The organism is Streptomyces alboniger, from assembly GCF_008704395.1.
Classification (GTDB): domain Bacteria; phylum Actinomycetota; class Actinomycetes; order Streptomycetales; family Streptomycetaceae; genus Streptomyces; species Streptomyces alboniger.
The window spans coordinates 5,433,607-5,459,049 of the sequence record NZ_CP023695.1 but is presented as its reverse complement, the minus strand read 5'-3'; the positions used below and the strand labels follow the sequence as shown (position 1 = coordinate 5,459,049).

24 protein-coding genes are annotated in these 25,443 nt (G+C 69.4%); 3 read left to right on the top strand and 21 right to left on the bottom strand.

The window, feature by feature from the left end; genetic code table 11:
* Positions 1–5 precede the first annotated feature (5 nt).
* From CP975_RS24515 to CP975_RS24505, 3 genes are all read left to right on the top strand, one after another.
* Positions 6–1,196, top strand: coding sequence for a sensor histidine kinase (locus CP975_RS24515; protein WP_055533387.1), 1,191 nt, complete (start codon positions 6–8; stop codon positions 1,194–1,196).
* On the top strand, positions 1,193–1,843 hold the full coding sequence (locus tag CP975_RS24510) for a response regulator (protein ID WP_055533389.1): 651 nt from the start codon (positions 1,193–1,195) through the stop codon (positions 1,841–1,843). The genes CP975_RS24515 and CP975_RS24510 overlap by 4 nt, the downstream gene beginning before the upstream one ends.
* A gap of 203 nt (positions 1,844–2,046) precedes the next feature.
* A complete protein-coding gene (locus tag CP975_RS24505) occupies positions 2,047–3,882 on the top strand; it encodes a glycoside hydrolase family 18 chitinase (protein WP_150477964.1) in 1,836 nt (611 codons plus the stop codon).
* Positions 3,883–4,022: 140 nt separating this feature from the next.
* Here CP975_RS24505 and CP975_RS24500 read toward each other — a convergent pair whose 3' ends face one another.
* The 21 genes from CP975_RS24500 to thrC form a co-directional block, all read right to left on the bottom strand.
* The gene (locus tag CP975_RS24500) at positions 4,023–4,472 is read right to left on the bottom strand and encodes a DUF2550 domain-containing protein (RefSeq protein WP_055533393.1); all 450 of its coding nucleotides are present in this window, start codon (positions 4,470–4,472) and stop codon (positions 4,023–4,025) included.
* A 145-nt stretch (positions 4,473–4,617) separates the two neighbouring features.
* Positions 4,618–4,992: a F0F1 ATP synthase subunit epsilon gene (locus CP975_RS24495; RefSeq protein ID WP_030792151.1), complete on the bottom strand. Its 375-nt coding sequence runs from the start codon at positions 4,990–4,992 to the stop codon at positions 4,618–4,620.
* Between the two features lie 132 nt (positions 4,993–5,124).
* A complete protein-coding gene (gene atpD / locus CP975_RS24490) occupies positions 5,125–6,567 on the bottom strand; it encodes a F0F1 ATP synthase subunit beta (protein ID WP_055533395.1) in 1,443 nt (480 codons plus the stop codon).
* The gene (locus CP975_RS24485) at positions 6,567–7,484 is read right to left on the bottom strand and encodes a F0F1 ATP synthase subunit gamma (RefSeq protein WP_055533397.1); all 918 of its coding nucleotides are present in this window, start codon (positions 7,482–7,484) and stop codon (positions 6,567–6,569) included. Before CP975_RS24485 ends, atpD begins: the two co-directional genes overlap by 1 nt.
* Positions 7,485–7,505: 21 nt before the next feature.
* Entirely contained in the window at positions 7,506–9,095 is a 1,590-nt protein-coding gene (gene atpA / locus CP975_RS24480; protein ID WP_030792142.1) for a F0F1 ATP synthase subunit alpha, read from the bottom strand.
* A 111-nt stretch (positions 9,096–9,206) separates the two neighbouring features.
* A complete protein-coding gene (locus CP975_RS24475) occupies positions 9,207–10,031 on the bottom strand; it encodes a F0F1 ATP synthase subunit delta (protein WP_055533399.1) in 825 nt (274 codons plus the stop codon).
* A complete protein-coding gene (locus CP975_RS24470) occupies positions 10,028–10,582 on the bottom strand; it encodes a F0F1 ATP synthase subunit B (RefSeq protein ID WP_150477352.1) in 555 nt (184 codons plus the stop codon). The genes CP975_RS24475 and CP975_RS24470 overlap by 4 nt, the downstream gene beginning before the upstream one ends.
* A gap of 41 nt (positions 10,583–10,623) precedes the next feature.
* Entirely contained in the window at positions 10,624–10,872 is a 249-nt protein-coding gene (locus CP975_RS24465) for an ATP synthase subunit c family protein (protein ID WP_030792134.1), read from the bottom strand.
* Positions 10,873–10,944: 72 nt separating this feature from the next.
* Complete coding sequence (atpB, locus tag CP975_RS24460) at positions 10,945–11,754, bottom strand: F0F1 ATP synthase subunit A (protein ID WP_055533400.1); 810 nt, start codon at positions 11,752–11,754, stop codon at positions 10,945–10,947.
* 222 nt (positions 11,755–11,976) lie between these two features.
* The gene (locus CP975_RS24455; RefSeq protein ID WP_055533402.1) at positions 11,977–12,390 is read right to left on the bottom strand and encodes a Cg1360 family ATP-synthase-associated protein; all 414 of its coding nucleotides are present in this window, start codon (positions 12,388–12,390) and stop codon (positions 11,977–11,979) included.
* Between the two features lie 269 nt (positions 12,391–12,659).
* A complete protein-coding gene (locus tag CP975_RS24450) occupies positions 12,660–13,970 on the bottom strand; it encodes an MraY family glycosyltransferase (protein ID WP_055533420.1) in 1,311 nt (436 codons plus the stop codon).
* 130 nt (positions 13,971–14,100) lie between these two features.
* Positions 14,101–15,372: a serine hydroxymethyltransferase gene (locus tag CP975_RS24445; RefSeq protein WP_055533404.1), complete on the bottom strand. Its 1,272-nt coding sequence runs from the start codon at positions 15,370–15,372 to the stop codon at positions 14,101–14,103.
* Positions 15,373–15,449: 77 nt separating this feature from the next.
* Entirely contained in the window at positions 15,450–16,103 is a 654-nt protein-coding gene (locus tag CP975_RS24440; protein WP_055533406.1) for an arsenate reductase/protein-tyrosine-phosphatase family protein, read from the bottom strand.
* The gene (locus CP975_RS24435) at positions 16,100–16,747 is read right to left on the bottom strand and encodes an L-threonylcarbamoyladenylate synthase (protein ID WP_030792118.1); all 648 of its coding nucleotides are present in this window, start codon (positions 16,745–16,747) and stop codon (positions 16,100–16,102) included. Before CP975_RS24435 ends, CP975_RS24440 begins: the two co-directional genes overlap by 4 nt.
* A gap of 46 nt (positions 16,748–16,793) precedes the next feature.
* Positions 16,794–17,639, bottom strand: coding sequence for a peptide chain release factor N(5)-glutamine methyltransferase (prmC, locus tag CP975_RS24430; RefSeq protein ID WP_055533407.1), 846 nt, complete (start codon positions 17,637–17,639; stop codon positions 16,794–16,796).
* Between the two features lie 39 nt (positions 17,640–17,678).
* Positions 17,679–18,755, bottom strand: a complete 1,077-nt coding sequence (gene prfA / locus CP975_RS24425; RefSeq protein WP_030792112.1) for a peptide chain release factor 1 — start codon at positions 18,753–18,755, stop codon at positions 17,679–17,681.
* Positions 18,756–18,884: 129 nt separating this feature from the next.
* Positions 18,885–19,106, bottom strand: coding sequence for a 50S ribosomal protein L31 (rpmE, locus tag CP975_RS24420; RefSeq protein WP_030792109.1), 222 nt, complete (start codon positions 19,104–19,106; stop codon positions 18,885–18,887).
* Between the two features lie 192 nt (positions 19,107–19,298).
* Complete coding sequence (locus CP975_RS24415) at positions 19,299–20,411, bottom strand: LCP family protein (RefSeq protein WP_055534187.1); 1,113 nt, start codon at positions 20,409–20,411, stop codon at positions 19,299–19,301.
* A 322-nt stretch (positions 20,412–20,733) separates the two neighbouring features.
* A complete protein-coding gene (rho, locus tag CP975_RS24410; protein ID WP_055534189.1) occupies positions 20,734–22,797 on the bottom strand; it encodes a transcription termination factor Rho in 2,064 nt (687 codons plus the stop codon).
* A 387-nt stretch (positions 22,798–23,184) separates the two neighbouring features.
* Positions 23,185–24,102 carry a homoserine kinase gene (thrB, locus tag CP975_RS24405; RefSeq protein WP_055534191.1) on the bottom strand — a complete coding sequence of 306 codons (918 nt, stop codon included), beginning with the start codon at positions 24,100–24,102 and terminating at the stop codon, positions 23,185–23,187.
* A gap of 279 nt (positions 24,103–24,381) precedes the next feature.
* The gene (thrC, locus tag CP975_RS24400) at positions 24,382–25,440 is read right to left on the bottom strand and encodes a threonine synthase (protein ID WP_055534193.1); all 1,059 of its coding nucleotides are present in this window, start codon (positions 25,438–25,440) and stop codon (positions 24,382–24,384) included.
* Between the last annotated feature and the right edge of the window lie 3 nt (positions 25,441–25,443).

The following is a 25,443-nucleotide window of genomic DNA, read 5'->3' as shown; positions in this document are numbered from 1 at the left end:
AGGGCATGGCCCTGTCCCTCCCCCGCCCGCAGCGCGTCGACGTGCGGATCGCCGTGACCAGCCTGCTCGGCGGGCTGGTGCTGTGGGCGCTCGGGCTGCACGCGCAGCCGGACCGGGCGCTCGGCGCCGACTGGGCGCTGATCCCACTCGTCGTCCTGGCCGGGCTCGAACTGCTGCGCAGCAGCATGCCCCGGACCGCCCTGGTCCTCGCCACGTGCGCCCTGGTCCTCGACCAGTTCACGAAGGGCAACCTCGCGTCGATCCTGATGTACACGGACATCGTGTACGCGGCCGTCCTCTACGGCACCCCGGCCGCCGCCCGCCGCATCCCGGTGACTACGGGCGTCATCACGGTGGCGGTGACGTTCGGTTTCCTCGCGTGGTGGCGCGAGCCCGAGGCCGTGCTCATCGGCATCCTCGTCGGCATCGTGCTGTACGCGCCCGCCACCACGGGCGTACTGGTGCGCAACCACCGCGAGGCGGCCGCCGCGGCCAAGCTGCGGGCCGAGCAGACCGCGCTGCTCGCCGAGATGGACCGCGTCCAGGCGGTCACGGCCGAGCGCGCCAGGATGGCCCGAGAACTGCACGACATGGTCGCCAACCACCTCTCGGCGATCGCCATCCACTCCACGGCCGCGCTCTCCCTTGACAACCCGGCGGCCAGCAAGGACGCACTCGCCGTCATCCGTGAGAACAGCGTCCAGGGCCTGGCCGAGATGCGCCGCCTCATCGGCATCCTGCGCGACGCCAGCGGCGACCTCGAACCGGCCGCGGCGCCCACCCTCGACGGCCTCGCCGCCCTGGTCGAGGGCGCCCGCACCAACGGCCTCGACGTCACGCTCGACGACGCCCGCGCCCCGCAGGGCCCGAAGCTGCCCGCGCCGGTCGAGCTGGCGGCGTACCGCATCGTCCAGGAGTCCCTGACGAACGCCCTGAAGCACGCCTCGCCCGGCCGGGTCACCGTGCGCCTCTCCCAGGAGCCCCGCGCCCTGAGGGTCCGCGTCACCAGCCCGTACGACGATCCGTCCGGGCCACGCGCCCCCGGCTCGGGAGCCGGACTCGTCGGCATGCGCGAGCGCACCGAACTGCTCGGCGGCACCTTTGAATCCGGCCCCGAGAGCAACCCCGACGGCAAGGTCTGGATCGTCTTTGTGACCCTGCCGGTCGACCCCGCAGACGAAGGAGCCAAGGAATGATCCGGGTGCTAGTCGCCGAGGACCAGTCAGCCGTACGCGCGGGACTCGTCCTGATCCTGCGCAGCGCGTCCGACATCGAGGTGGTCGGCGAGGCGGCGGACGGTGAGCAGGCCGTGGCCCTCGCCCGCGAGCTGCGGCCGGACCTGATCCTGATGGACATACAGATGCCACGGCTCGACGGGGTGTCGGCAACGCGCCAGGTCGTCGCCGAGGGGCTTGCGGACGTCCTCGTGCTGACCACCTTCGACCTCGACGAGTACGTCTTCGGGGCGCTGCGCGCGGGCGCCAGCGGGTTCCTCCTCAAGAACACGGAGGCGAAGGACCTCATCGAAGGCGTCCGCACGGTCGCGCGCGGCGAGGGCCTGATCGCCCCGGCCGTCACCCGCCGTCTCATCGCCGAGTTCGCGGCCCCGCCCAGGGCCGTACGCAGGGAGAACGCGCCGGACCCCTCCGTCCTGGAGAGCCTCACGCGCCGCGAGCGCGAGGTGCTGTCCTGCATCGGCGAGGGCCTGTCGAACGCGGAGATCGCGGGCCGCCTCTCCATGGCGGAGGCGACGGTGAAGACGCATGTGAGCCGGCTGCTGGGCAAGCTGGAGCTGCGCAGCCGCGTCCAAGCGGCCGTCCTCGCGCAGGAGTTGGGTGTCTGAGGGTTCCGGGGCCGACCGGATCAGGCCATTGGTTCAGACCTCTTGACCGCTGGTCCAGACCTTTCTATTCTCACCGCACTGCGGTGAGCACACCCCCACGTGTCCACGTGCTCACGGGCGGCGCAGGGTCCCACCCCTAAGACCCCCGGATCTCACCCGAGGAGCACCTCGTGCGCTTCACACAGAGCGACACCCGCTCAAGACTGAGAATCAGACACAAAGCCGTGGCCGGACTGACCACGCTGCTGCTCCCGCTCGCCACCCTGGTCGCCCTCGGCGCTCCCGCCGAGGCGGCCCCCGACGCCGCCCCCGAGGCCACCGCCACCTACGCCAAGACCCAGGACTGGGGCAACGGCTTCGAGGGCAAGTGGACCATCAAGAACACCGGCACCACCACGCTCAGCTCCTGGAACGTCCAGTGGGACTTCCCCGCCGACACCAAGGTGACCTCGGCCTGGGACGCCACCGTCACCAACTCAGGCACCCGCTGGACCGGCAAGAACCTCTCCTGGAACGGGACGCTCGCCCCCGGCGCCTCGGTCTCCTTCGGCTTCAACGGCACGGGCCCCGGCGCCCCCTCCAAGTGCACGCTCAACGGCGGCAGCTGTGACGGCGGCAGCGTCCCCGGCGACAACCCGCCGAGCGCCCCCGGCACCCCGACCGCCTCCGACGTCACCGACACCTCGGCGAAGCTCGACTGGAAGCCCGCCACCGACGACAAGGGCGTCAAGAACTACGACGTCCTGCGCGACGGCGCCAAGGTCGGCACGGTGACGGGCACCTCGTACACCGACAGCGGCCTGACCGCGGGCACCGACTACTCCTACACCGTGCAGGCCCGCGACACCGCCGACCAGACCGGTCCCGCGAGCGGCGCCGTCAAGGTCCGCACCACGGGCGGCGGCGACCCGGGCCCCGGCCCCGGCGACAAGGTCAAGCTCGGCTACTTCACCGAGTGGGGCGTCTACCAGCGCAACTACCACGCCAAGAACATCGCCACCTCCGGGTCGGCCGGGAAGATCACGCACATCAACTACAGCTTCGGCAACGTCCAGGGCGGCAAGTGCACCATGGGCGACTCCTACGCGGCGATCGACAAGGCCTACACCGCCGACCAGAGCGTCGACGGCGTCGCCGACACCTGGGACCAGCCCCTGCGCGGCAACTTCAACCAGCTGCGCAAGCTCAAGGCCAAGTACCCGAACATCAAGATCCTCTGGTCCTTCGGCGGCTGGACCTGGTCCGGCGGCTTCACCGACGCCATGAAGAACCCCGCGGCCTTCGCCAAGTCCTGCCACGACCTCGTCGAGGACCCGCGCTGGGCCGACGTCTTCGACGGCATCGATCTGGACTGGGAGTACCCGAACGCCTGCGGCCTGTCCTGCGACACCTCGGGCCCGGCCGTCTTCAAGACGATGATGCAGGCGTTCCGCAACCAGTTCGGAGCCAAGAACCTCGTCACCGCCGCCATCACCGCCGACGCCTCCAGCGGCGGCAAGATCGACGCCGCGGACTACGGCGGGGCGGCGCAGTACTCCGACTGGTACAACGTGATGACGTACGACTTCTTCGGCGCGTGGGCGGCGAAGGGTCCGACCGCGCCGCACTCGCCGCTGACCTCCTACGCCGGTATCCCGCAGGAGGGCTTCAACTCGGCCGCCGCGATCGCCAAGCTGAAGGCCAAGGGAGTGCCCTCCGCCAAGCTGCTGCTCGGTATCGGCTTCTACGGGCGCGGGTGGACCGGTGTCACCCAGAAGGAGCCGGGAGGCTCCGCGACGGGCGCGGCGCCGGGCACCTACGAGGCGGGCATCGAGGACTACAAGGTCCTCAAGAACTCCTGTCCCTCGAACGGGACGGTCGCCGGGACGGCGTATGCGCACTGCGGCAACAACTGGTGGTCGTACGACACCCCGTCGACGGTCCGCTCCAAGATGACCTGGGCTAAGGAGCAGGGGCTCGGCGGCGCGTTCTTCTGGGAGTTCAGTGGGGATACCGCCAACGGTGAGTTGGTGAGCGCCATCAATGACGGACTGAAGTAGTCCGTACCCCCCATGGACGAAGCCGGGAAGATGGGATCGCCCCCCACCTTCCCGGCTTCTTTGTGTCTGCGGGTGGTGTGGGGCTGGTCGCGCCGTTCCCCGCGCCCCTTACGGAGCGCCTCCTACGGGGCTTGAAAGCGCTACGCCACGTTCACCCGTTGCCCCGGAGGCGCCGCCTCCAGCCACGCCAGGAAGCCCGTCAGCGCGTCCTCGCTCATCGCCAGTTCCAGGCGGACGCCGCGGTGCAGGCAGCCGAGGACGATGGCGTCGGAGAGCAGGGCCAGCTCCTCCTCGCCGTCCGGGGCGCGGCGGTCGACCACCTCGATGGCCGAACGTTCGAGAACGCGGCGCGGCCGGGGAGCGTACGAGAAGACGCGGTACCACTCGACCCGGTCGCCGTTGTAGCGGGCGACGCCGTACCCCCAGCCCTTGCCGGAGGTGTCGCCCTTCTCGGGGGCGTCCCAGCGCAGGGAGCAGTCGAACGTACCCCCGGACCGCTGGATCAGCCGGCGGCGCAGTCCGAAGACGAAGAGCCCCACCAGAACCAGCGCGATCAAAGCAAGTCCGCACACGAGCAGAGTGAGGATCATCGGCACCGACCTCCTCGCCTCTACTATCGGTCACCCGACCGACAACGGACCAAATACATTGCACCCGCATTGCCTCAGCCGCGACCCGGTCCGGAATGTTCCCGGACCTGGCCGCGGCTGAGTCACGTTACGCCGCGCGCTGGGGTCAGCGCGCCGCCACCGCACGCAGTCGGACGTCGGCGCGCCGCTCGGCGGAGGCGTCGGCCTCCGACTTCGCGCGCTCCAGCGCCCGCTCCGCACGCTGGACGTCGATCTCGTCGGACAGCTCCGCGATCTCGGCCAGCAGCGACAGCTTGTCGTCCGCGAAGGAGATGAATCCCCCGTGGACAGCGGCGACGACCGTGCCGCCGTCGCTCGTACGAATGGTCACCGGGCCCGACTCCAGCACACCGAGCAGCGGCTGGTGACCGGGCATGACGCCGATGTCGCCGGACGTGGTGCGCGCGACGACCAGGGTGGCCTCGCCGGACCAGACGCTGCGGTCCGCGGCGACCAGCTCGACATGCAGCTCAGCAGCCAAGGGTGGCTCCTCGGGTCACCACCCGGCGGCTTCGCCGGGTGTTGGGTCAAATTCTAGTGGGCGTACGAAGAGGGGCGGGACACGGCCCCCGCGGGGTGCAACCCGCCCCTCTCCGCTGTTGAGCTACGGGGCTCAGGAGACGCCGAGCTCCTTGGCGTTCTTCTTGAGGTCCTCAAGACCACCGCACATGAAGAAGGCCTGCTCGGGGAAGTGGTCGTACTCGCCGTCGCAGATCGCGTTGAAGGCCGCGATCGACTCGTCGAGGGACACGTCCGAACCGTCCACGCCGGTGAACTGCTTGGCGGCGTGCGTGTTCTGCGACAGGAAGCGCTCCACGCGACGGGCACGGGCGACGACGAGCTTGTCTTCCTCGCTCAGCTCGTCGATACCGAGGATCGCGATGATGTCCTGGAGGTCCTTGTACTTCTGAAGGATCCCCTTCACGCGCATCGCGGCCTCGTAGTGGTCCTGCGCGATGTAGCGCGGGTCCAGGATGCGGGACGTGGAGTCCAGCGGGTCCACGGCCGGGTAGATGCCCTTCTCGGAGATCGGACGGGAGAGAACCGTCGTCGCGTCGAGGTGGGCGAAGGTGGTGGCCGGGGCCGGGTCGGTCAGGTCGTCCGCGGGGACGTAGATCGCCTGCATCGAGGTGATCGAGTGACCACGGGTCGAGGTGATGCGCTCCTGGAGGAGACCCATCTCGTCGGCCAGGTTCGGCTGGTAGCCCACCGCGGAGGGCATGCGGCCGAGCAGGGTCGAGACCTCGGAACCGGCCTGCGTGAAGCGGAAGATGTTGTCGATGAAGAACAGCACGTCCTGCTTCTGCACATCGCGGAAGTACTCCGCCATGGTCAGACCGGCCAGGGCGACGCGCAGACGCGTGCCCGGCGGCTCGTCCATCTGGCCGAAGACCAGCGCGGTCTTGTCCAGAACGCCGGCTTCCTCCATCTCGACCATGAGGTCGTTGCCCTCACGGGTGCGCTCGCCGACACCGGCGAAGACGGAGACACCGTCGTGCAGCTTGGCCACACGGACGATCATTTCCTGGATCAGAACGGTCTTGCCGACACCGGCACCACCGAACAGACCGATCTTTCCACCCTTGACGTACGGGGTGAGAAGGTCGACGACCTTCAGGCCGGTCTCGAACATCTCGGTCTTGGACTCGAGCTGGTCGAAGGACGGGGCCTTGCGGTGGATCGTCCAGCGCTCGGCGTCGGCGACCGTGGACGGGTCGTCGTTCAGGACCTCACCGAGGGTGTTGAACACCCGGCCCTTGGTCACGTCGCCGACCGGCACCGAGATGCCCTTGCCGGTGTCGGTGACGGGCGCCTGGCGGACCAGACCGTCGGTGGGCTGCATCGAGATGGAGCGGACCACGCCGTCACCCAGGTGCTGGGCGACCTCGAGGGTCAGCGTCTTCTTCGCGCCCTCGGTCGACGGGTCGTCGACCTGGACGTGCAGGGCGTTGTAGATCTCCGGCATCGCGTCGACGGGGAACTCCACGTCGACGACCGGGCCGATCACCCGGGCGACGCGGCCCGTGGCAACGGCCGTCTCAACAGTGGTCGTCATTACTTGTCACTCCCCGCGGTCGCGTCGGACAGGGCTGCTGTGCCGCCGACGATCTCGCTGATTTCCTGGGTGATTTCGGCCTGGCGGGCCGCGTTGGCAAGCCGGGAGAGGCTGTTGATCAGATCCCCGGCGTTGTCGGTCGCCGACTTCATCGCGCGGCGCGTGGCGGCGTGCTTGGAGGCAGCCGACTGGAGCATCGCGTTGTAGATACGGCTCTCGACGTACCGCGGCAGCAGGGCGTCGAGGACGTCCTCCGCCGACGGCTCGAAGTCGTACAGCGGAAGGATCTCGCCCTTGGCGGGCTTCTCCTCCGCGACCTCTTCGAGGCTGAGCGGCAGCAGGCGGCCGTCGATGGCCGTCTGCGTCATCATCGAGACGAACTCGGTGTAGACGATGTGGAGTTCGTCCACGCCGCCCTCCGCCGTCTCCTTCTCGATCGCCTCGATCAGCGGCGCCGCGACCTTCTTGGCGTCCGCGTACGTGGGCTCATCGGTGAAGCCCGACCACGATTCCACGACCTTGCGCTCGCGGAAGTTGTAGTGGGCCAGACCACGGCGGCCGACGATGTACGTGTCGACCTCCTTGCCCTCGGCCTCCAGGCGCGCGGTCAGCTGCTCCGCGGCCTTGATGGCGTTCGAGTTGAAGGCGCCGGCCAGACCGCGGTCGCTCGTGAGGAGCAGAACCGCGGTACGGGTCGCCGTCTCCGCCTCGGTCGTCAGCGGGTGCTTCGTGTTCGAGCCAGTGCCGACCGCCGTGACCGCGCGGGTGAGCTCGGTCGCGTACGGCGTGGAGGCCGCCACCTTGCGCTGCGCCTTGACGACGCGCGAGGCGGCGATCATCTCCATCGCCTTGGTGATCTTCTTGGTCGCGGTGACGGATCGGATGCGACGCTTGTAGACCCGGAGCTGAGCTCCCATGAGTCAGGTCCCTTCCTTACGTCACTTGGCGGCGGCCGGAGCGTCCTCGCCGAGAAGCTTCCCGTCCGAGGTCTCGAACTGCTTCTTGAACTCCACGATGGCGTCGCCGACGGCCTGGAGGGTGTCGTCCGACATCTTGCCGCCCTCCTTGATGGAGGTCATGAGGCCCTGCTCCTTGCGGTGCAGGTACTCGAGAAGCTCCTTCTCGAAGCGGCGGATGTCGTTGACCGGCACGTCGTCCATGCGACCGGTGGTACCGGCCCACACGGAGACGACCTGGTCCTCGGTCGCCATCGGCTCGTACTGCGGCTGCTTAAGCAGTTCGACCATGCGCTGGCCGCGCTCGAGCTGCGCCTTCGACGCGGCGTCCAGGTCGGAACCGAAGGCGGCGAACGCCTCCAGCTCACGGAACTGGGCGAGGTCCACGCGCAGACGGCCGGAGACCTGCTTCATCGCCTTGTGCTGCGCGGAACCACCGACTCGGGAGACGGAGATACCGACGTTCAGCGCGGGGCGCTGACCGGCGTTGAAGAGGTCCGACTCCAGGAAGCACTGGCCGTCGGTGATGGAGATGACGTTGGTCGGGATGAACGCCGACACGTCGTTCGCCTTGGTCTCGACGATCGGCAGACCCGTCATCGAGCCCTTGCCCAGCTCGTCGGAGAGCTTCGCGCAGCGCTCCAGCAGACGCGAGTGCAGGTAGAAGACGTCACCCGGGTAGGCCTCGCGCCCCGGCGGGCGACGGAGCAGCAGGGACACGGCGCGGTAGGCGTCGGCCTGCTTCGAGAGGTCGTCGAAGACGATGAGGACGTGCTTGCCCTCGTACATCCAGTGCTGGCCGATGGCCGAGCCGGTGTACGGCGCCAGGTACTTGAAGCCGGCCGGGTCGGACGCCGGGGCGGCGACGATGGTCGTGTACTCCAGCGCGCCGGCCTCTTCGAGCGCACCACGCACGGAGGCGATGGTGGAGCCCTTCTGACCGATGGCGACGTAGATGCAGCGCACCTGCTTGTTCACGTCGCCCGAGCGCCAGTTGTCGCGCTGGTTGATGATCGTGTCGACGGCCAGGGCGGTCTTGCCGGTCTGGCGGTCACCGATGATCAGCTGACGCTGGCCACGGCCGATCGGGGTCATCGCGTCGACGGCCTTGTAGCCCGTCTCCATCGGCTCGTGCACCGACTTACGGGCCATGACGCCCGGTGCCTGCAGCTCGAGGGCGCGACGTCCGCTGGTCTCGATCTCGCCGAGGCCGTCGATCGGGTTGCCGAGCGGGTCGACGACGCGGCCGAGGTAGCCCTCGCCCACGGCGACCGACAGCACCTCGCCGGTACGGGTGACCGGCTGGCCTTCCTCGATGCCGCTGAACTCGCCGAGGACGACCGCGCCGATCTCGCGCTCTTCGAGGTTCAGCGCGAGGCCGAGAGATCCGTCCTCGAACTTCAGCAGCTCGTTCGCCATGGCCGAGGGGAGACCCTCGATCTTGGCGATACCGTCGCCGGCGACGGTGACCGTACCGACCTCCTCGCGCGAGGCCGCGTCCGGCTTGTACGCCTGGACAAAGTTCTCCAGCGCGTCCCGGATCTCCTCCGGCCGGATCGTGAGCTCCGCCATCTGGGTTCCCTGCTCTCCTTGTTGGGCCCGAAGTTTTCTTGGGGGGTCTGGGGTCAGCCCCCAGGAATCCTCTGCACGGCCCAACTAGGGCCGTATTTCGTGCGTGTTGAGTTACTGGCCGGCCACGCGGCGGCCGGCTTCCTCGATGCGGTCCGCGATGCTGCCGTTGATGACCTCGTCGCCCACCTGGACGGTGATCCCGCCGAGGACCTCGGGGTCCACGTCGAGATTGAGGTGCATCGGGCGTCCGTACACCTTGACCAGGGCGGCGCCGAGGCGCTGCTTCTGCTGGTCCGAGAGCGGAACAGCCGAAGTGACGATGGCCACCATGCGGTTGCGTCGGTCCGCGGCCAGCTTGGAGAGGGACTCGATTCCCTCTTCCAGGCTACGTCCGCGCGGCGCGGTCACAAGGCGCTCGACGAGTCGCTCCGTCACGTCCTCGGCACGACCGCCGAGCAGGCTGCGCAGCAGCTCGCTCTTGGCCGCGCCCGTGGCGGAGCGGTCGGTGAGCGCCGCCCGCAGCTGGGTGCTGGACGCGACGATCCGGCCGAACCGGAACAGCTCGTCCTCGACGTTGTCCAGCGCGCCGGCCTTCTGCGCGGCGGTCAGGTCGGCGAGGTTGGCGAGCTCCTCCAGGGAGTCCACCAGGTCGCGCGACTGCGACCAGCGCGAGCGCACCATGCCGGCCACCAGGTCGGCGGTCTCGCCGCCCACCTGGCTGCCCAGCAGGCGCCCGGCCAGCTCGGCCTTGGCCTCACCGGCCTGCGCCGGGTCGGTCAGGACCCGACGCAGCGAGACCTCACGGGCGAAGAGCGCGGTGACCGCGGCCAGCTCGTCCGCGAGCCGCTTGGCGTCGACCGACGTGTTGTCGGTCAGCGCGTCCAGACGCTCGCGCGCGGCGGCCCGTGCCTCGCGGCTGGCTCCGTGCGCAGTCATCGAGCCGCCTCGGCCTTCGAAGCAACTTCATCGAGTCCGTCGAGGAAGCGGTCGATGGTGCGGCTCTGCCGGGCGTGGTCCTCAAGGGACTCACCGACGAGCTTGCCGGCCAGGGCGGTGGCCAGGTGGCCCACGTCCTGACGCAGCGACTGCGCGGCGGCCTTGCGGTCGGCCTCGATCTGGGCGTGGCCTGCGGCGACGATCTCCTCGCGCTGACGCTGGCCCTCGGCCCGCATCTCGGCGATGAGCTGAGCACCCTGCTCCTGCGCCTCCTGGCGCAGTCGCGCGGCCTCGTGCCGGGCCTCGGCGAGCTGAGCCTTGTACTGCTCGAGCACGCTCTGAGCCTCGGTCTGCGCGGCCTCGGCCTTTTCGATGCCGCCCTCGATCGCCTCGCGGCGCTCTTCCAGAACCTTGTTGATGTTCGGGAGGAACTTCTTGGCGAAGAAGCCGAAGACGATGACGAACGCGATGAGGCCGATGACGAGCTCAGGGATCTCCGGAATCAGAGGGTTTTGAGGCTCCTCCGACGCCAGCTGTACCAGAGAGATCACATCAGTGCCTTCCGTTGAAGTTTCTCGTCAACGAGACCGGATCAGGAAGGAACCGGGTAAACGAAGCCCATGACCAGACCGATGAGCGCCAGGGCCTCACAGAGCACGAAGCCGAGGATCTGGTTCTGGCGGATGAGGCCGGCGGCCTCGGGCTGACGGGCGAGGGCCTGCGTACCGTTACCGAAGATGACGCCGACGCCGATGCCGGGGCCGATCGCGGCGAGGCCGTAGCCGATCGCACCGAAGTTGCCCTGGATGTTGACCGCGGCGAGGGTCTCGAGAGCGGACATGCCGTAACTTCCTTCTTTTTACGGGCCGGTGGGGGTTGGCCACCGGATGTATCGGGGGGAGGAGAGGCGTACTCAGTGGTGCTCGGCGAGCGCGCCCTGGATGTAGCTGGAGGCCAGCAGGATGAAGACGTAGGCCTGGAGCGCCTGGATGAACAGCTCGAAGATCGTCATCACGATGACCATGACGAACGAGACGCCCGCGTAGGCGATGCCGATGCCGTTCAGCAGGTACCAGCTCGCAATGGTGAAGATCACCAGCAGGACGTGACCCGCGAACATGTTGGCGAAGAGCCGCACCGCGTGGGTGAAGGGCCGGATGATCATGTTCGAGAGGAACTCGAAGAACATGACCATCGGGAAGACCGGGCCGAGCGAACGGTCGTAGCCGGTGATGTTCTTCCAGCCACCGATGAAGCCGTGCCTCTTGAAGGTCACGCTCACCCAGAGGATGTAGACGATCGCCGCGAGGCCCGCCGGAAGGGCGATGACCGAGGTCACCGGGAACTGGGCGAGCGGAACGATCGACCAGATGTTCATGATCCAGATGAAGAAGAACAGCGAGACCATGAGAGGGACGTACTTCTCGCCCTCCTTCTTGCCGAGCGTCTCGTAGACGACCCCACGGCGCACGAAGTCGTAGCCGGCCTCACCGATCATCTGGAGCTTGCCAGGGATCAGCTTGGGCTTGTTGAAAGCCGCCCAGAAGAAACCGATGACGACGACCGAACTCACCAGGGCCAGCAGCATCGGCTTGTTGAACTCGAAGCCGCCAACGGTGAAAATCGGCTCGAAGAGGAAGGAGTGCAGGCCGGGGGTCGGGAAACCGCACCCTTCAAAAATATGGCAATCGGTCTCGAAGGCGAGCGTCTGGGCGTTACTCACCGCGAGCTCCTTCAGCGTGGCGCATGGGTACGGCAACCTCGATGTGTCGGCGCGGCATACGACCGCGGAGCGGCACTGGACTGGACTTGCGGATTTGGGGGCGGCGGCTGGGCTCCGAGCCGTAAGGCTTCACAGGCACGGCCGCCTCCCGCGCCAGCTCTGCCGCAGTTGTGGCGAGACCATAGCAAATGAGCGGAGGCCTTCTTACGCTGGCCCTACAGCTCACGATTGCGGCCGGGCGGATTCCGGCTCCACGTAGAGGACCTTGGCCTTCATATGGGAGCGCACCTGCGCTCCCATCCACACCAGAGTGGCGGCGAGCAGGGTGAACGCGAAGCACTTGTGATTGAAGGCCGACGTACCGCGCAGCGCGGTGAGGGCGACCATCAGCACCAGGATCTGGACGGTGTACACCAGCAGACCCATCATCTGGAACAGATGGGGGAAAGAACGCGCACCTCGCTGTAGGGCCACAAGGCCACCGCCCATGAACAGCAGGACGACCAGTGCGCCGAAGGTGGCACCGAGCGCACCCTTGCCGCCGGCTACGGCGGCGCTGACCGCGACCCCCGCCGCACCCGCGGCAGCGGTGGGCAGGGCACAGTGCAGGAGTGTGCGGGCGTCGTTGGACTGCATGGCGGCAGCTCCTCCGGCGGAATTTGGGGACGTGGCATTGCGATCGTCGAGCGAAGGTCGAGCGAAGGCCTTGGCCCGGACACGTAGAGGCGCACCTCACCAAGGCGGCCGATCTCGTCGGGGCCGCCCCAATATATCTCGGGTTCTCGTGAACCGTATCACAAACTATTTGATGCAGTCTTTACCTGAAAGTGTGCTGACCATCACACGATCGGGCCCCGCCGCGTGTTTCGCGATGGACCCGAGCGCGTCACAGGTGATAGCCGCGCCTACTCCCGCTCAGGCGACCGTACACGGGGCCTCTCGGACACCGCGGTACTGCCGTGCAGCTTCAGGGCGCTCAGCTCACGCACCGGGGCGACGGGCGCGGCGAGGGGGGCGGTGGGCGCCTCCTGGGCGGCGCTCTCCGCGCGGCGGCGCCGGTAGCGCGGCGGCACGAAGGACTCGGCCCAGCGCGGGGTGCGCGGTGTGAAGCGCGGCAGCAGAAGCAGTACGAGGCCCAGCGCGCTCAGCGCGACGATGAGCAGCAGGATCCACACGCTGGTGGAGTGCACCGAGTACGCGACGGTGCCGAAGGCGATGAGGGCCGACCAGAAGTACATGATCAGGACCGCGCGGCTGTGCGAGTGGCCGATCTCCAGGAGCCGGTGGTGCAGGTGGCCGCGGTCGGCCGCGAAGGGCGACTTGCCGTTCCAGGTGCGCCGCACGATCGCGAGCACCAGGTCGGCGAAGGGGATCGCGATGATCGTCAGCGGCATCAGGAGCGGGATGAAGACCGGCAGCATCGCGTGGGTGGCGTCGCGGGTGCCGCCGAAGTTCAGCTTCATGGCCGCCGGGTCGACCTGCCCGGTGACGGAGATGGCGCCCGCCGCGAGGATCAGCCCGATCAGCATCGACCCCGAGTCGCCCATGAAGATCCGGGCGGGGTGCATGTTGTGCGGCAGGAAACCGAGGCACATGCCCATGAGGATCGCGGCGAAGAGCGTGGCGGGGGCCGCCGCCTCGATGCCGTAGCCGTACCAGATGCGGTAGGCGTACATGAAGGACGCGGCGGAGGCGATGCAGACCATGCCCGCCGCGAGGCCGTCGAGGCCGTCCACGAAGTTGACGGCGTTGATGGTGATGACGACGAGCGCGACCGTCAGCAGCGTGCCCTGGCCGGAGGTCAGCGAGACCGTGCCGACGCCGGGGACCGGGATCCACAGGATCGTCAGGCCCTGCATCACCATGACGCCGGCGGCGATCATCTGACCGCCGAGCTTGATCAGGGCGTCGATCTCGAACTTGTCGTCCAGGACGCCGATCAGCCAGATCAGCGCCGCTCCGGAGAGCAGGGCGCGCGGCTCGTTGGAGTTCTCGAAGACCGCGTTCAGGTTCGGCAGGTGGTCGGCGACCAGCAGGCCCGCGCACAGGCCGAAGAACATCGCGATCCCGCCGAGCCGGGGCGTGGGCTCCCGGTGCACGTCACGAGCGCGGATCTCCGGCATCGCGCCGGCCACGATCGCGAACTTCCGCACCGGCCCGGTCAGCAAGTAGGTCACCGCGGCCGTGATGCAGAGCGTCAGCAGGTATTCACGCACGGGCTTCCCCACAGGTATCGCTGGCCATCTCAGCCCCACACCCTAGCTTTGCGCGCATACGGTTGGGGACTTCCGGGTAGCGACGATGGTTGCACGAGTACGCCTACGTCCCTGACGCGCCTACCCCGTCCTATCCCGGATACGGCGGAAATCTCCCCGCCAGTTCACGGACCTCTTCTCGTACGTTCGGGATCTCCGCGGCGTCACGGACCGCGTCGGCCATCAGCCCGGCGATCCGTGCCATCTCGGGGGCGGTCATGCCCTGGGTCGTGACGGCGGCGCTGCCGAGGCGCAGCCCGCGGGCCTCGCCGTGCGGCAGCGCGCAGGTGTCCAGGACGATACCGGCCGCCGCGAGCCTGCCGCGGGCGGTGTGCGCCTCGACGCCGAGGGGCGCGGGGTCGGCCAGCACCAGATGGGTGTCCGTGCCTTCGGTGGTGACCGCGAACCCGGCCGCGGCCAGGCCCTGCGCCAGCGTCCGCGCGTTGGCGACGACCTGATGGGCGTACGCCGTGAAGGCGGGTGCCGCCGCCTCGCCGAACGCGACGGCCTTGGCGGCGATCGTGTGCATCTGGGCGCCGCCCTGCGTGAACGGGAAGACCGCCCGGTCGATCCGTTCCGCCAGGTCCGCCCCGCACAGCAGGAGGCCGCCCCTGGGGCCGCGCAGGACCTTGTGGGTGGTGGCGCAGACGACGTCGGCGTGCGGCACGGGGTTCGGCGCCGCTCCCCCGGCGACCAGGCCCATGGGGTGCGCCGCGTCGGCGATGAGATAGGCGCCCACGTCGTCGGCGATCTCGCGGAAGGCCGCGTAGTCGATGTGCCGCGGATAGGAGATCGAGCCGCAGACGATCGCCTTGGGGCGGTGGCTGCGGGCGAGGGTGTGCACCTGGTCGTAGTCGATCAGCCCGCTCTCGGCGTCGACGCCGTAGCCGACGAAGTCGAACCACCGCCCGGAGAAGTTCGCGGGCGAGCCGTGCGTGAGGTGGCCGCCGTACGGCAGGCCCATCGCGAGGACGGTGTCGCCGGGCCGCAGCAGCGCGGCGTACGCGGCGAGGACGGCGGAGGACCCGGAGTGCGCCTGTACGTTGGCGTGTTCGGCGCCGAAGAGGGCCTTGGCGCGGTCGACGGCGATCCGCTCGGCGATGTCGACCAGCTCGCAGCCGCCGTGGTGGCGGGCGCCGGGGTAGCCCTCGGCGTACTTGTTGGCGAGCGGGGAGCCGAGGGCGGTCAGGACGGCGGGCGAGGTGAAGTTCTCGGCGGCCACCAGCTGGAGCCCCTCGGCCTGCCGGGCGGCCTCGGCGATGAGGACGTCGGCCAGCTCGGGGTCCTGTCGGCGCAGCGCGTCGAGATCGGTGTACGACGCCTCGTGGGCGGTGGGTGCGGTGCTGACCGTACTGAGCGGCATCGTGGGCTCCGGGGCCTGGCGGGGATGACCTCAGATCCAATGTAGGCCGCTGCCCGGGGGCGGGCACGCCGATCCGGCTACGTGTGTGCGGGCACCCCGGTCAGCGCCGTCACGACGGGGTCGAGGGCCTGGTTGATCTCGTCGCCCACGGACCGGAAGAACGGCAGGGGCGCACCGTAGGGGTCGTACACCTCGTCGGCCTCCACGTTGGGCGCGAGCAGCCAGCCGCGCAGGGCGGCGGCGGCCCGCACCAGGGCGCGGGCGCGCTCCACCACGCCGTTGCCGTCCGGCTCCGGCAGGGTCGTCGGGTCTATGGCGCGCACCAGCCGGGTGAACTCCTTGAGCGTGAAGGTGCGCAGGCCCGCCGAGTGGCCCATGGAGATGACCTGCGCCCGGTGGTCGCGGGTGGCGGTCAGGACCAGGTCGGCGCGGATGACGTGGTCGTCGAGCAGCTCGCGCCCCATGAAACCGGTGGGGTCCGCCCCGAAGTCCGCGAGGACCGTCTCGGCGTTGGTCTCCATGGGGGCGCCCTCGTGGCCCCAGGTGCCCGCGCTCTCCACGATCAGGCCGCCGGTGAGGGGGTCGCCGAGGCGGTCGGCCAGGGCGTGCCGGGTCAGCCGCTCGGTGATCGGCGAGCGGCACACGTTGCCGGTGCTGACGTGGAGGATGCGGAAGGTGCCCGCAGAGCCCGGGAAGCCCGCTATGCCACGCCCCGTCTCAGGGGCTGTCAATTCGCCACCTCGAGGTCGGGTACCACCTTGCGCAGCTCGTCCGCGTCCAGGGCGCCCGCGCGGAGCAGCACCGGCACCCTGCCCGTGACGTCGACGATGGACGAGGGGACGATACCGGGGGTCGGGCCGCCGTCCAGGTACACGGAGACGGAGTCGCCCAGCATGTCCTGCGCGGCGTCGCAGTCCTCTGGGGCGGGGTGCCCGGTGAGGTTGGCGGAGGAGACGGCCATCGGGCCGACCTCGGTGAGCAGTTCGATGGCGACGGGGTGCAGCGGCATGCGGATGGCGACCGTGCCGCGGGTGTCGCCGAGGTCCCACTGGAGGGACGGCTGCTGCTTGGCGACCAGGGTCAGGGCGCCGGGCCAGAAGGCGTCGACCAGCTCCCAGGCCATCTCGGAGAAGTCGGTGACCAGGCCGTGCAGGGTGTTCGGGGAGCCGATGAGGACGGGGGTCGGCATGTTGCGGCCGCGGCCCTTGGCGTCGAGCAGGTCGGCGCACGCCTCCGGGCTGAAGGCGTCGGCACCGATGCCGTACACGGTGTCGGTGGGCAGCACGACCAGCTCGCCGCGGCGGACGGCGGACGCGGCCTCGCGCAGACCGGTCGAGCGGTCGGTCGCGTCGTTGGTGTCGTATCGCCGTGCCATTAGCGGGCCTCCTCGTACACGTACTGCTGCCTTGAAGTCATGATTGTCACGGCATCGCCTTGCGGGCGGTCGCGAAGCGCGGCCTGTTGTTGAGGTCGGGGTGGTCGGCCGCGTCGGCCCAGCCCCGTTCCTCGGTGAAGATCCAGGGGACCTGGCCGCCCTGGGTGTCGGCGTGTTCGATGACGACGACGCCCCCCGGGCGCAGGAGCCGGTGGGCGGTGCGCTCGATGCCGCGGATCAGTTCGAGTCCGTCCTCACCGGAGAACAGGGCGAGCTGGGGGTCGTAGTCACGGGCCTCCGGGGCGACGTACTCCCATTCGGTGAGCGGGATGTACGGCGGGTTGGAGACCACCAGGTCGACCTGGCCGTCCAGCTCGGGGAACGCGTCGAGGGCGTCGCCCTGGACGAGCTTGACCCTGGATCCCTCGACGTTCTTGCGCGTCCACTTCAGGGCGTCCTCGGACAGCTCCACGGCGTGCACGCGCGAGCGCGGCACCTCCTGGGCCAGGGCGAGCGCGATGGCGCCGGAACCGGTGCACAGGTCGACGATGAGCGGCTCGACGACGTCCATCGCGCGCACCGCGTCTATGGCCCAGCCGACCACCGACTCGGTCTCGGGGCGCGGCACGAAGACGCCGGGTCCGACCTGGAGCTCCAGGTAGCGGAAGTAGGCGCGCCCGGTGATGTGCTGGAGCGGCTCGCGGGCCTCACGGCGCGCGATCGTCTCCCAGTAGCGGGCGTCGAAGTCGGCGTCCTTGACGGAGTGCAGCTCGCCCCGCTTCACGCCGTGCACGAAGGCGGCCAGCTCCTCCGCGTCGTTGCGCGGCGAGGGCACGCCGGCGTCGGCCAGCCGCTGGGTGGCCTGGGCCACTTCCGCGAGCAGCAGGTTCACGCTGGTCCTCCGGGGGCGTCGTACGAGGGATTGGGGGCGTCAGGCTGCCGCGAGCTTGGCCGCGGAGTCCGCGTCGACGCAGGCCTGGATGACCGCGTCGAGTTCGCCGTCGAGCACCTGGTCCAAGTTGTACGCCTTGAAGCCGACGCGGTGGTCCGAGATCCGGTTTTCGGGGAAGTTGTACGTCCGGATCTTCTCGGAGCGGTCGACGGTGCGGACCTGGCTGCGGCGGGCGTCCGCGGCCTTGCTCTCCGCTTCCTCCTGGGCCGCCGCGAGCAGCCTGGAGCGCAGGATGCGCATGGCCTGCTCCTTGTTCTGGAGCTGGCTCTTCTCGTTCTGGCAGGAGGCGACGACGCCGGTGGGCAGGTGGGTGATGCGCACCGCGGAGTCGGTGGTGTTGACGGACTGGCCGCCGGGGCCCGAGGAGCGGTAGACGTCGATCCTGAGGTCGTTCGCGTGGATCTCGACGTCGATCTCCTCGGCCTCGGGCGTCACCAGGACGCCGGCGGCGGAGGTGTGGATGCGGCCCTGCGACTCGGTGGAGGGCACGCGCTGCACGCGGTGCACGCCGCCCTCGTACTTGAGCCGGGCCCAGACGCCCTGGCCGGGCTCGGTGGCGCCCTGGCCGCCCTTGGTCTTCACGGCGACCTGGACGTCCTTGTAGCCGCCCAGCTCGGACTCGGTGGAGTCGATGATCTCGGTCTTCCAGCCGACGCGCTCGGCGTACCGCAGGTACATGCGCAGCAGGTCGCCGGCGAACAGGGCTGACTCGTCGCCGCCCGCGCCCGCCTTGATCTCCAGGATGACGTCCTTGTCGTCGGACGGGTCCCGGGGCACGAGCAGCAGCCGCAGCTTCTCGGTGATCTCCTCGCGGCGGCGCTCCAGGTCCTTGACCTCGGCGGCGAACTCGGGGTCGTCGGCTCCCAGCTCGCGGGCGGTCTCGATGTCGTCCCCGGTCTGCTTCCAGGAGCGGTAAGTCGCGACGATCGGGGTCAGCTCGGCGTAGCGCTTGTTGAGCTTGCGCGCGTTGGCCTGGTCGGCGTGGACCGACGGGTCGGCGAGCTTCTTCTCGAGATCGGCGTGTTCACCGATCAGTTCCTCGACCGCCTCGAACATCGGGGGCTCCTGGTTTTCTGCGCGAAGGTTCTCCGCGCGAGGTTCTACGCGAATTGGCTGCGGGACGGCAAAAGCGCCGGTCCCGGCCACCCCCTCCCGAGGGCGGCCGATGACCGGCGCAGTGGCTCGCTACTTCTTGGCAGCCGCGGCCTTGCCGAAGCGGGCCTCGAAGCGGGCCACGCGGCCACCGGTGTCGAGGATCTTCTGCTTGCCCGTGTAGAACGGGTGGCACTCGGAGCAGACCTCGGCGCGGACGGTGCCGCTGGAGATCGTGCTGCGGGTGGTGAACTCGGCGCCACAGGTGCAGCTGACCTGGGTCTCGACGTACTCGGGGTGGATGTCGCGCTTCAAGGTGTCTCCTAGTTTCGGGAGGGCGCCGGGTCGTACGCGCGGATTGCTCGTACGTGAACCGGGGCCGACGTACCAGTCTGCCAGGACCGGCCGTATCTCCCAAAACGGGGGGAGGCCGGGATCTATTCCAGGGGCCTTCGGGGGGCCTGGCGGGGACCTTGCGGGGACCTTGCGGGGCGCCTTGCGGAGGGACTACTCGCTGCTCACCACGGAGCCGACGGCGCCCTTGTCGCCCGCGGACTTCTCGGTGGCGGACTTGGGGATGGGCTTGTCGGCCCGCAGCGCGTCCCAGACCTCCTGGTCGGCCTCTTCGAGGGGCAGGACGCGGTTGGGGTCGGCGGGGTCGTACTGGATGGGCATCGTGACCATCTTCATGTCGCCGGCGCCGATGCCCTTGAGGCCGTTCGCGAAGCTCGCGAGGCTCTTGACGTCGTTCAGGTCGGAGTCCGTGGTGATGGCGCTGGTCGCGTCGTTCGCCAGGTCGTAGAGCTTCTTCCAGTTGTCGAAGAGCCCGACCTCCTTGACCTGGTCGAGCAGGGCCTTGATGAAGGCCTGCTGGAGCTGGATGCGGCCGAGGTCGCTGCCGTCGCCGACGCCGTGGCGGGTGCGGACCAGGCCGAGCGCCTGCTCACCGTTCAGGGTGTGGGTGCCGGCGTCCAGGTCGAGGTGGCTGTCCTTGTCGCGGATGTCCTTCTTGGTGGTGATGTCGACGCCGCCGAGGGTGTCGATGAGCTTCTTGAAGCCCGTGAAGTCCACCTCGACGTAGTGGTCCATCCTGATGCCGGACATCTTCTCGACGGTCTTGACGGCGCAGGCGGGGCCGCCGACCTCGTACGCCGTGTTGAACATCTGCCGCTGCCCGCCGGGGTCGGTCGTGCCGTCCTCCGTCTTGCAGTCGGGCCGGGATATCAGGGTGTCGCGGGGTATGGAGACGACGCTGGCCTTCTTGTGGCCCTTGTAGACGTGCACGATCATCGCCGTGTCGGAGCGGGCTGCGCCCTCGTCCTTGCCGTACTTGGCGTTCTTCCCGGAGCGGGAGTCGGAGCCGAGGACGAGGATGTCCTGGGAGCCGTTGTCGATGTCCTCGGGCCGGTCCGTACCGAGGGCGGCGTTGATGTCCACGCCCTTGATGTTGCCGTTGAGCTTGAAGTAGACGACGCCGAGGCCTGTGCCGCCGAGGACGACCACCGAGGCAGCGGCCCATGCCGAGAGGACGAGCACCTTCTTGCGCTTGTCGCGCGGCTTGCGGCGGCGGCCGCGCTTCCCCCGCTTGCGCGCGGCGGCGGCTCTGCTCTCGTCGGTCATGCGCCCCTCAGTCCTCGTCGGTCGGATACCCCCTGTTTTCAGGGTCAAGCGTGGCTTTCCGTCACTTGTCAGACGGGAAATCCGGAAGAAGGGTTGCACGGGGCCCTGGGCGCGCCCCGGGTTCCGATCGCTACCCAGCGTGCCCCCTGCCGCCCCCTTTCGGGCCCTTCACCAGCGCTTTCGTACTGAACGGCGCTACCCTCGGCGACCGTGAGAATCTCTTAGCCGTGTGGCCAAGGTCTCGGCAAACAGAAGGGGCCGGCCCCGTCGAATGACGGGACCGGCCCTTTCCGGTCACCTTGTTCCAGGCGCCCGCACCAGGTCAGTCGTTGCCGTTGCCCGGGGTCGGGGTCGTCTTCTGGATCTGGAGCAGGAACTCGGCGTTCGACTTCGTCTGCTTCATCTTGTCCAGGAGCAGCTCGATCGCCTGCTGCTGGTCGAGCGCGTGCAGCACGCGGCGCAGCTTCCAGGTGATGGCCAGCTCGTCGCTGCCGAGCAGGATCTCTTCCTTACGGGTACCGGACGCGTCCACGTCCACCGCCGGGAAGATGCGCTTGTCGGCGAGCTTGCGGTCGAGCTTCAGCTCGGCGTTGCCGGTGCCCTTGAACTCCTCGAAGATCACCTCGTCCATGCGGGAGCCGGTGTCGACGAGCGCGGTCGCGAGGATGGTCAGCGAGCCGCCGTCCTCGATGTTGCGCGCGGCACCGAAGAAGCGCTTGGGCGGGTACAGCGCCGTCGAGTCGACACCACCGGACAGGATGCGGCCGGAGGCCGGCGCCGCCAGGTTGTAGGCACGGCCCAGACGCGTGATCGAGTCGAGCAGCACGACGACGTCGTGGCCCAGCTCCACCAGACGCTTGGCGCGCTCGATGGCCAGCTCGGCGACCGTGGTGTGGTCCTCGGCCGGGCGGTCGAAGGTCGAGGAGATGACCTCGCCCTTGACCGACCGCTGCATGTCGGTGACCTCTTCCGGACGCTCGTCGACCAGGACGACCATCAGGTGGCACTCGGGGTTGTTGACCGTGATCGCGTTGGCGATCGCCTGCATGATCATGGTCTTGCCGGTCTTCGGCGGGGCCACGATCAGACCGCGCTGTCCCTTACCGATGGGCGCGACGAGGTCGATGATGCGGGTGGTGAGCACGCCCGGGTCGGTCTCCAGACGGAGCCGGTCCTGCGGGTAAAGGGGCGTCAGCTTGCTGAACTCCGGTCGCCCGCGCCCGGATTCGGCCGCCATGCCGTTGGCCGAGTCGAGGCGGACGAGCGCGTTGAACTTCTCGCGGCGCTCGCCGTCCTTGGGCTGGCGGACCGCGCCGGTGACGTGGTCACCCTTGCGCAGGCCGTTCTTGCGGACCTGGGCCAGCGAGACGTACACGTCGTTGGGACCGGGGAGGTAGCCCGACGTACGGATGAACGCGTAGTTGTCGAGGATGTCCAGGATGCCCGCGACGGGGATCAGGACGTCGTCGTCGGAGACCTGCGGCTCGTTGCCGAAGCCCTGCTCGTCGCGGCCCCGACGGCCACGGCGGTCGCGGTAACGGCCGCGGCGACCGCGGCGGCCACCCTCGAAATCGTCGTCATCCTGAGGACCGTTGTCACGCTGGCGGTCCTGGCGGTCCTGACGGCCACCGCCACCCTGCTGCTGACGGTCCTGACGGTCCTGACGGTCCTGCCGGTCGGGGCGGTCCTGACGGCCGCCGCCCTGCTGGTCGTCGCCCTTGTTGCCGCGGCGGTCACGGTCACGGCCGCGGCCCTGGCGGTCACGGCGGTCGCGGCGGCCCTCGGCGTTGTCGCCGCCGGAGCCGTCGCCGCCCTTGTCGCCGGACGCGTCGCCCTTGGCCTCGGCCTTGGGCTCGGCCTTCGCCTCGGCGGTGACGGTCTCCGGGCTGCCCGCGTCGGCGGTGGCCCGGCGCCGGCGGCGCTCACCGGCGGGCTGGTCGTCGCTGGCAGGCTGACCGGGGATGTCGATCTGCTGCTGGGCGGGGGCCTTCTCGGCCTTGCCGCCCTCGGCGCTCTCCGCCTTGACGGCCTTGCTCGGCTTGCCGGCGCTCTCCGCGGCGTCCTCGCCCGTACGGGCCTTCGAGGTGGCCCGGCGCTTGGGCTTGGTCTCGGCGGTGTCGCCGGAGGGCGCGGCGCTCTTCGCCGGGGCTCCGCCCCCTGCCTGCGCCTCCTTGATGACCTCGATCAGCTGGCTCTTGCGCATGCGCCCGGTTCCCTTGATCCCAAGGCCCGAGGCGACCTGCTGCAGTTCCGCCAGCACCATGCCCTCAAGGCCGGTGCCGCGGCGCCGCCGGGACCCGGCCGAAGCACCGGTGGCAGGCGCCGCGGAGGCGTCCGTGGCGGGCGTGTCGGCAGTCACGCCCATCAGATCGGTGGTGTCGCTCACGAAGGGTCCTTCCCTGGAGCGGACGTCGGCCTGTCTGGCTCGGCGACCGGTTGTGCTGTCCGGAGGTCCTATGCGTATGGACCGTGCCGGGGCGGTGGTCCGCCAACGAGGCGGAAGAATTCATTGGTGATGGCGATTCCCGGTGCGGTGCCACTGAAGTGCGTGTCACCCGGCTCGGTCACGCCGGTTCCGGAGCGTGCTCAGGACCGCTCAGTGCGGGGCACAGAGCAGTTTGGGAGGCTCCCGGAAGAATGGTTGTCCCGGACGGGGACACAAAGCACCTCGCCATGGTGAGGTCGGGTGCAGACTTGAGATTAACACTACCGGATCCAACAAACATTCCCCCTCTCGGGACCGGGACACCCCGAAATCCCTGTGTTCACCGCGTCAGGGCGCGAGCGGCAGCACGCTCGCTCCCCTGGCGTCGAGTGCCAGGCGGTTGGCCGCCCAGCCCTCTCCCGCCAGGCGTGCGACCTTGTCGGCCGCACTGTCTTCGGCCAGCGCGAGGACCGTGGGGCCCGCGCCGGAGATCACCGCGGGCACGCCGTCGGCGCGCAGCCGCTCCACCAGGGCGGCGCTCTCCGGCATGGCCGGGGCGCGGTACTCCTGGTGCAGGCGGTCCTCGGTGGCGGGGAGCAGCAGCTCGGGGCGCCTGGTCAGGGCCTCGACGAGCAGGGCCGCCCGGCCCGCGTTGGCGGCGGCGTCGACGTGCGGGACGGTGCGCGGCAGCAGGCCGCGCGCCGTCTCGGTGAGGACGGGCTTTCCGGGGACGAAGACCACTGGAACGATGGAATCGGCGGGATCCATCCGGATCGCCCGCGCCGCTCCCCCGTCCATCCAGGAGAGCGTGAAACCGCCGAGCAGACAGGCGGCGACGTTGTCCGGATGGCCCTCGATCTCGGTGGCGAGTTCGAGGAGAGCCGCGTCATCGAGCTTGGCCTCGCCGCCTATCGTCACGGCGCGGGCGGCGACGATGCCCGCGCAGATGGCGGCGGACGAGGAGCCGAGGCCGCGGCCGTGCGGGATGCGGTTGGCGCAGACGATCTCCAGGCCGCGCGGCTGTCCGCCGAGCAGGTCGAAGGCCGTGCGCAGCGAGCGTACGAGCAGGTGCGACTCGTCGCGCGGGAGGGTTTCACCGCCCTCTCCGGCGATGTCGATGTTCAGGCCGGAGTCGGCCACCCGGACGACCACGTCGTCGTACAGACCCAGCGACAGGCCCAGGGCGTCGAAGCCCGGACCGAGGTTGGCGCTGGTGGCGGGGACGCGCACCCGGACGGCGGCGGCGCGGAACGCTGGACCGGCCATCGCTCGATGACTCTCCTTGAGCTGCGTGTTTGTGAGGCTGCGTAGTTTTCGTACGTGCCACATGTACGGAAGACCCGAAGGCCGCGAACAACGGCGGCACCGCGGCATATGCGGCGGGCGGGTTCGGTACAGCCTATCGAAGGAAGGTTCTGTGGCGACATAGGGCGCACAGGAGGCGCACGATGCGTGTCGTATGCCCCCTGTGCCACCCCCTGGGCACAGGCGCGGGTTTGCCGCTGAGGAGCGGGTTTCGCCGCTCCCTCGCGGGTTCCGCCGCGGTTACGCCAGGCCGAGGCGTTCGGCCGCGGCCGCCGCGTCGACCGGCACGGTGACCGGCTGCGGGGCGCCCGCGACGGCCCAGTCCGGGTCCTTGAGGCCGTTGCCCGTGACCGTGCAGACGATGCGCTGGCCGGGGTCCACCTTGCCCTGCTCGGCGGCCTTCAGCAGACCGGCGACCGAGGCGGCCGACGCGGGCTCCACGAAGACGCCTTCCTGGGACGCCAACAGCTTGTAGGCGCGCAGGATCTCACGGTCCGTCACCTCGTCGATGAGGCCGCCCGACTCGTCGCGCGCGGCGAGCGCGTACTGCCACGAGGCGGGGTTGCCGATGCGAATCGCGGTGGCGATCGTCGAGGGGTCCTTGACGATCTCGCCGCGCACGATGGGCGCCGAACCGGAGGCCTGGAAGCCCCACATCCGGGGGGTACTCGTCGACACCGAGTCGGCGGCGTACTCCTTGTAGCCCTTCCAGTAGGCGGTGATGTTGCCGGCGTTGCCGACGGGAAGGACGTGGATGTCGGGGGCGTCGCCGAGGGCGTCGACGATCTCGAAGGAGGCGGTCTTCTGGCCCTCGATGCGGAACGGGTTGACCGAGTTGACCAGCGCCACCGGGTAGTTCTCGGAGAGGGCGCGCGCGAGGTTCAGGCAGTCGTCGAAGTTGCCGTCGACCTGGAGGATCTTCGAGCCGTAGACGAGCGCCTGGCCCATCTTGCCGAGCGCGATCTTGCCCTGCGGGACGAGGACCGCGCAGACCATGCCCGCGCGGACGGCGTAGGCGGCGGCGGACGCCGACGTGTTGCCGGTGGAGGCGCAGATGACGGCCTTCGCGCCCTCCTCCTTGGCCTTGGTGATCGCCATGGTCATGCCGCGGTCCTTGAAGGACCCCGTGGGGTTCGCGCCCTCGACCTTGAGGTGGACCTCGCAGCCCGTGCGCTCCGAGAGGACCTGCGCGGGTACGAGCGGCGTGCCGCCCTCGCGAAGCGTCACGACCGGCGTGGTGTCCGAGACCGGGAGACGGTCCCGGTACTCCTCGATGATTCCGCGCCACTGGTGGCTCATTGC

Coding starts and splice junctions, on each gene's coding strand:
- CP975_RS24515 (WP_055533387.1), top strand. CDS start 6: ATGGCCCTGTCCCTCCCCCGCCCGCAGCGCGTCGACGTGCGGATCGCC.
- CP975_RS24510 (WP_055533389.1), top strand. CDS start 1,193: ATGATCCGGGTGCTAGTCGCCGAGGACCAGTCAGCCGTACGCGCGGGA.
- CP975_RS24500 (WP_055533393.1), bottom strand. CDS start 4,472: ATGATCCTCACTCTGCTCGTGTGCGGACTTGCTTTGATCGCGCTGGTT.
- atpD (WP_055533395.1), bottom strand. CDS start 6,567: ATGACGACCACTGTTGAGACGGCCGTTGCCACGGGCCGCGTCGCCCGG.
- CP975_RS24485 (WP_055533397.1), bottom strand. CDS start 7,484: ATGGGAGCTCAGCTCCGGGTCTACAAGCGTCGCATCCGATCCGTCACC.
- atpA (WP_030792142.1), bottom strand. CDS start 9,095: ATGGCGGAGCTCACGATCCGGCCGGAGGAGATCCGGGACGCGCTGGAG.
- CP975_RS24475 (WP_055533399.1), bottom strand. CDS start 10,031: ATGACTGCGCACGGAGCCAGCCGCGAGGCACGGGCCGCCGCGCGCGAG.
- CP975_RS24465 (WP_030792134.1), bottom strand. CDS start 10,872: ATGTCCGCTCTCGAGACCCTCGCCGCGGTCAACATCCAGGGCAACTTC.
- CP975_RS24455 (WP_055533402.1), bottom strand. CDS start 12,390: ATGCAGTCCAACGACGCCCGCACACTCCTGCACTGTGCCCTGCCCACC.
- CP975_RS24445 (WP_055533404.1), bottom strand. CDS start 15,372: ATGCCGCTCAGTACGGTCAGCACCGCACCCACCGCCCACGAGGCGTCG.
- CP975_RS24435 (WP_030792118.1), bottom strand. CDS start 16,747: ATGGCACGGCGATACGACACCAACGACGCGACCGACCGCTCGACCGGT.
- prfA (WP_030792112.1), bottom strand. CDS start 18,755: ATGTTCGAGGCGGTCGAGGAACTGATCGGTGAACACGCCGATCTCGAG.
- CP975_RS24415 (WP_055534187.1), bottom strand. CDS start 20,411: ATGACCGACGAGAGCAGAGCCGCCGCCGCGCGCAAGCGGGGGAAGCGC.
- thrB (WP_055534191.1), bottom strand. CDS start 24,102: ATGGCCGGTCCAGCGTTCCGCGCCGCCGCCGTCCGGGTGCGCGTCCCC.
- thrC (WP_055534193.1), bottom strand. CDS start 25,440: ATGAGCCACCAGTGGCGCGGAATCATCGAGGAGTACCGGGACCGTCTC.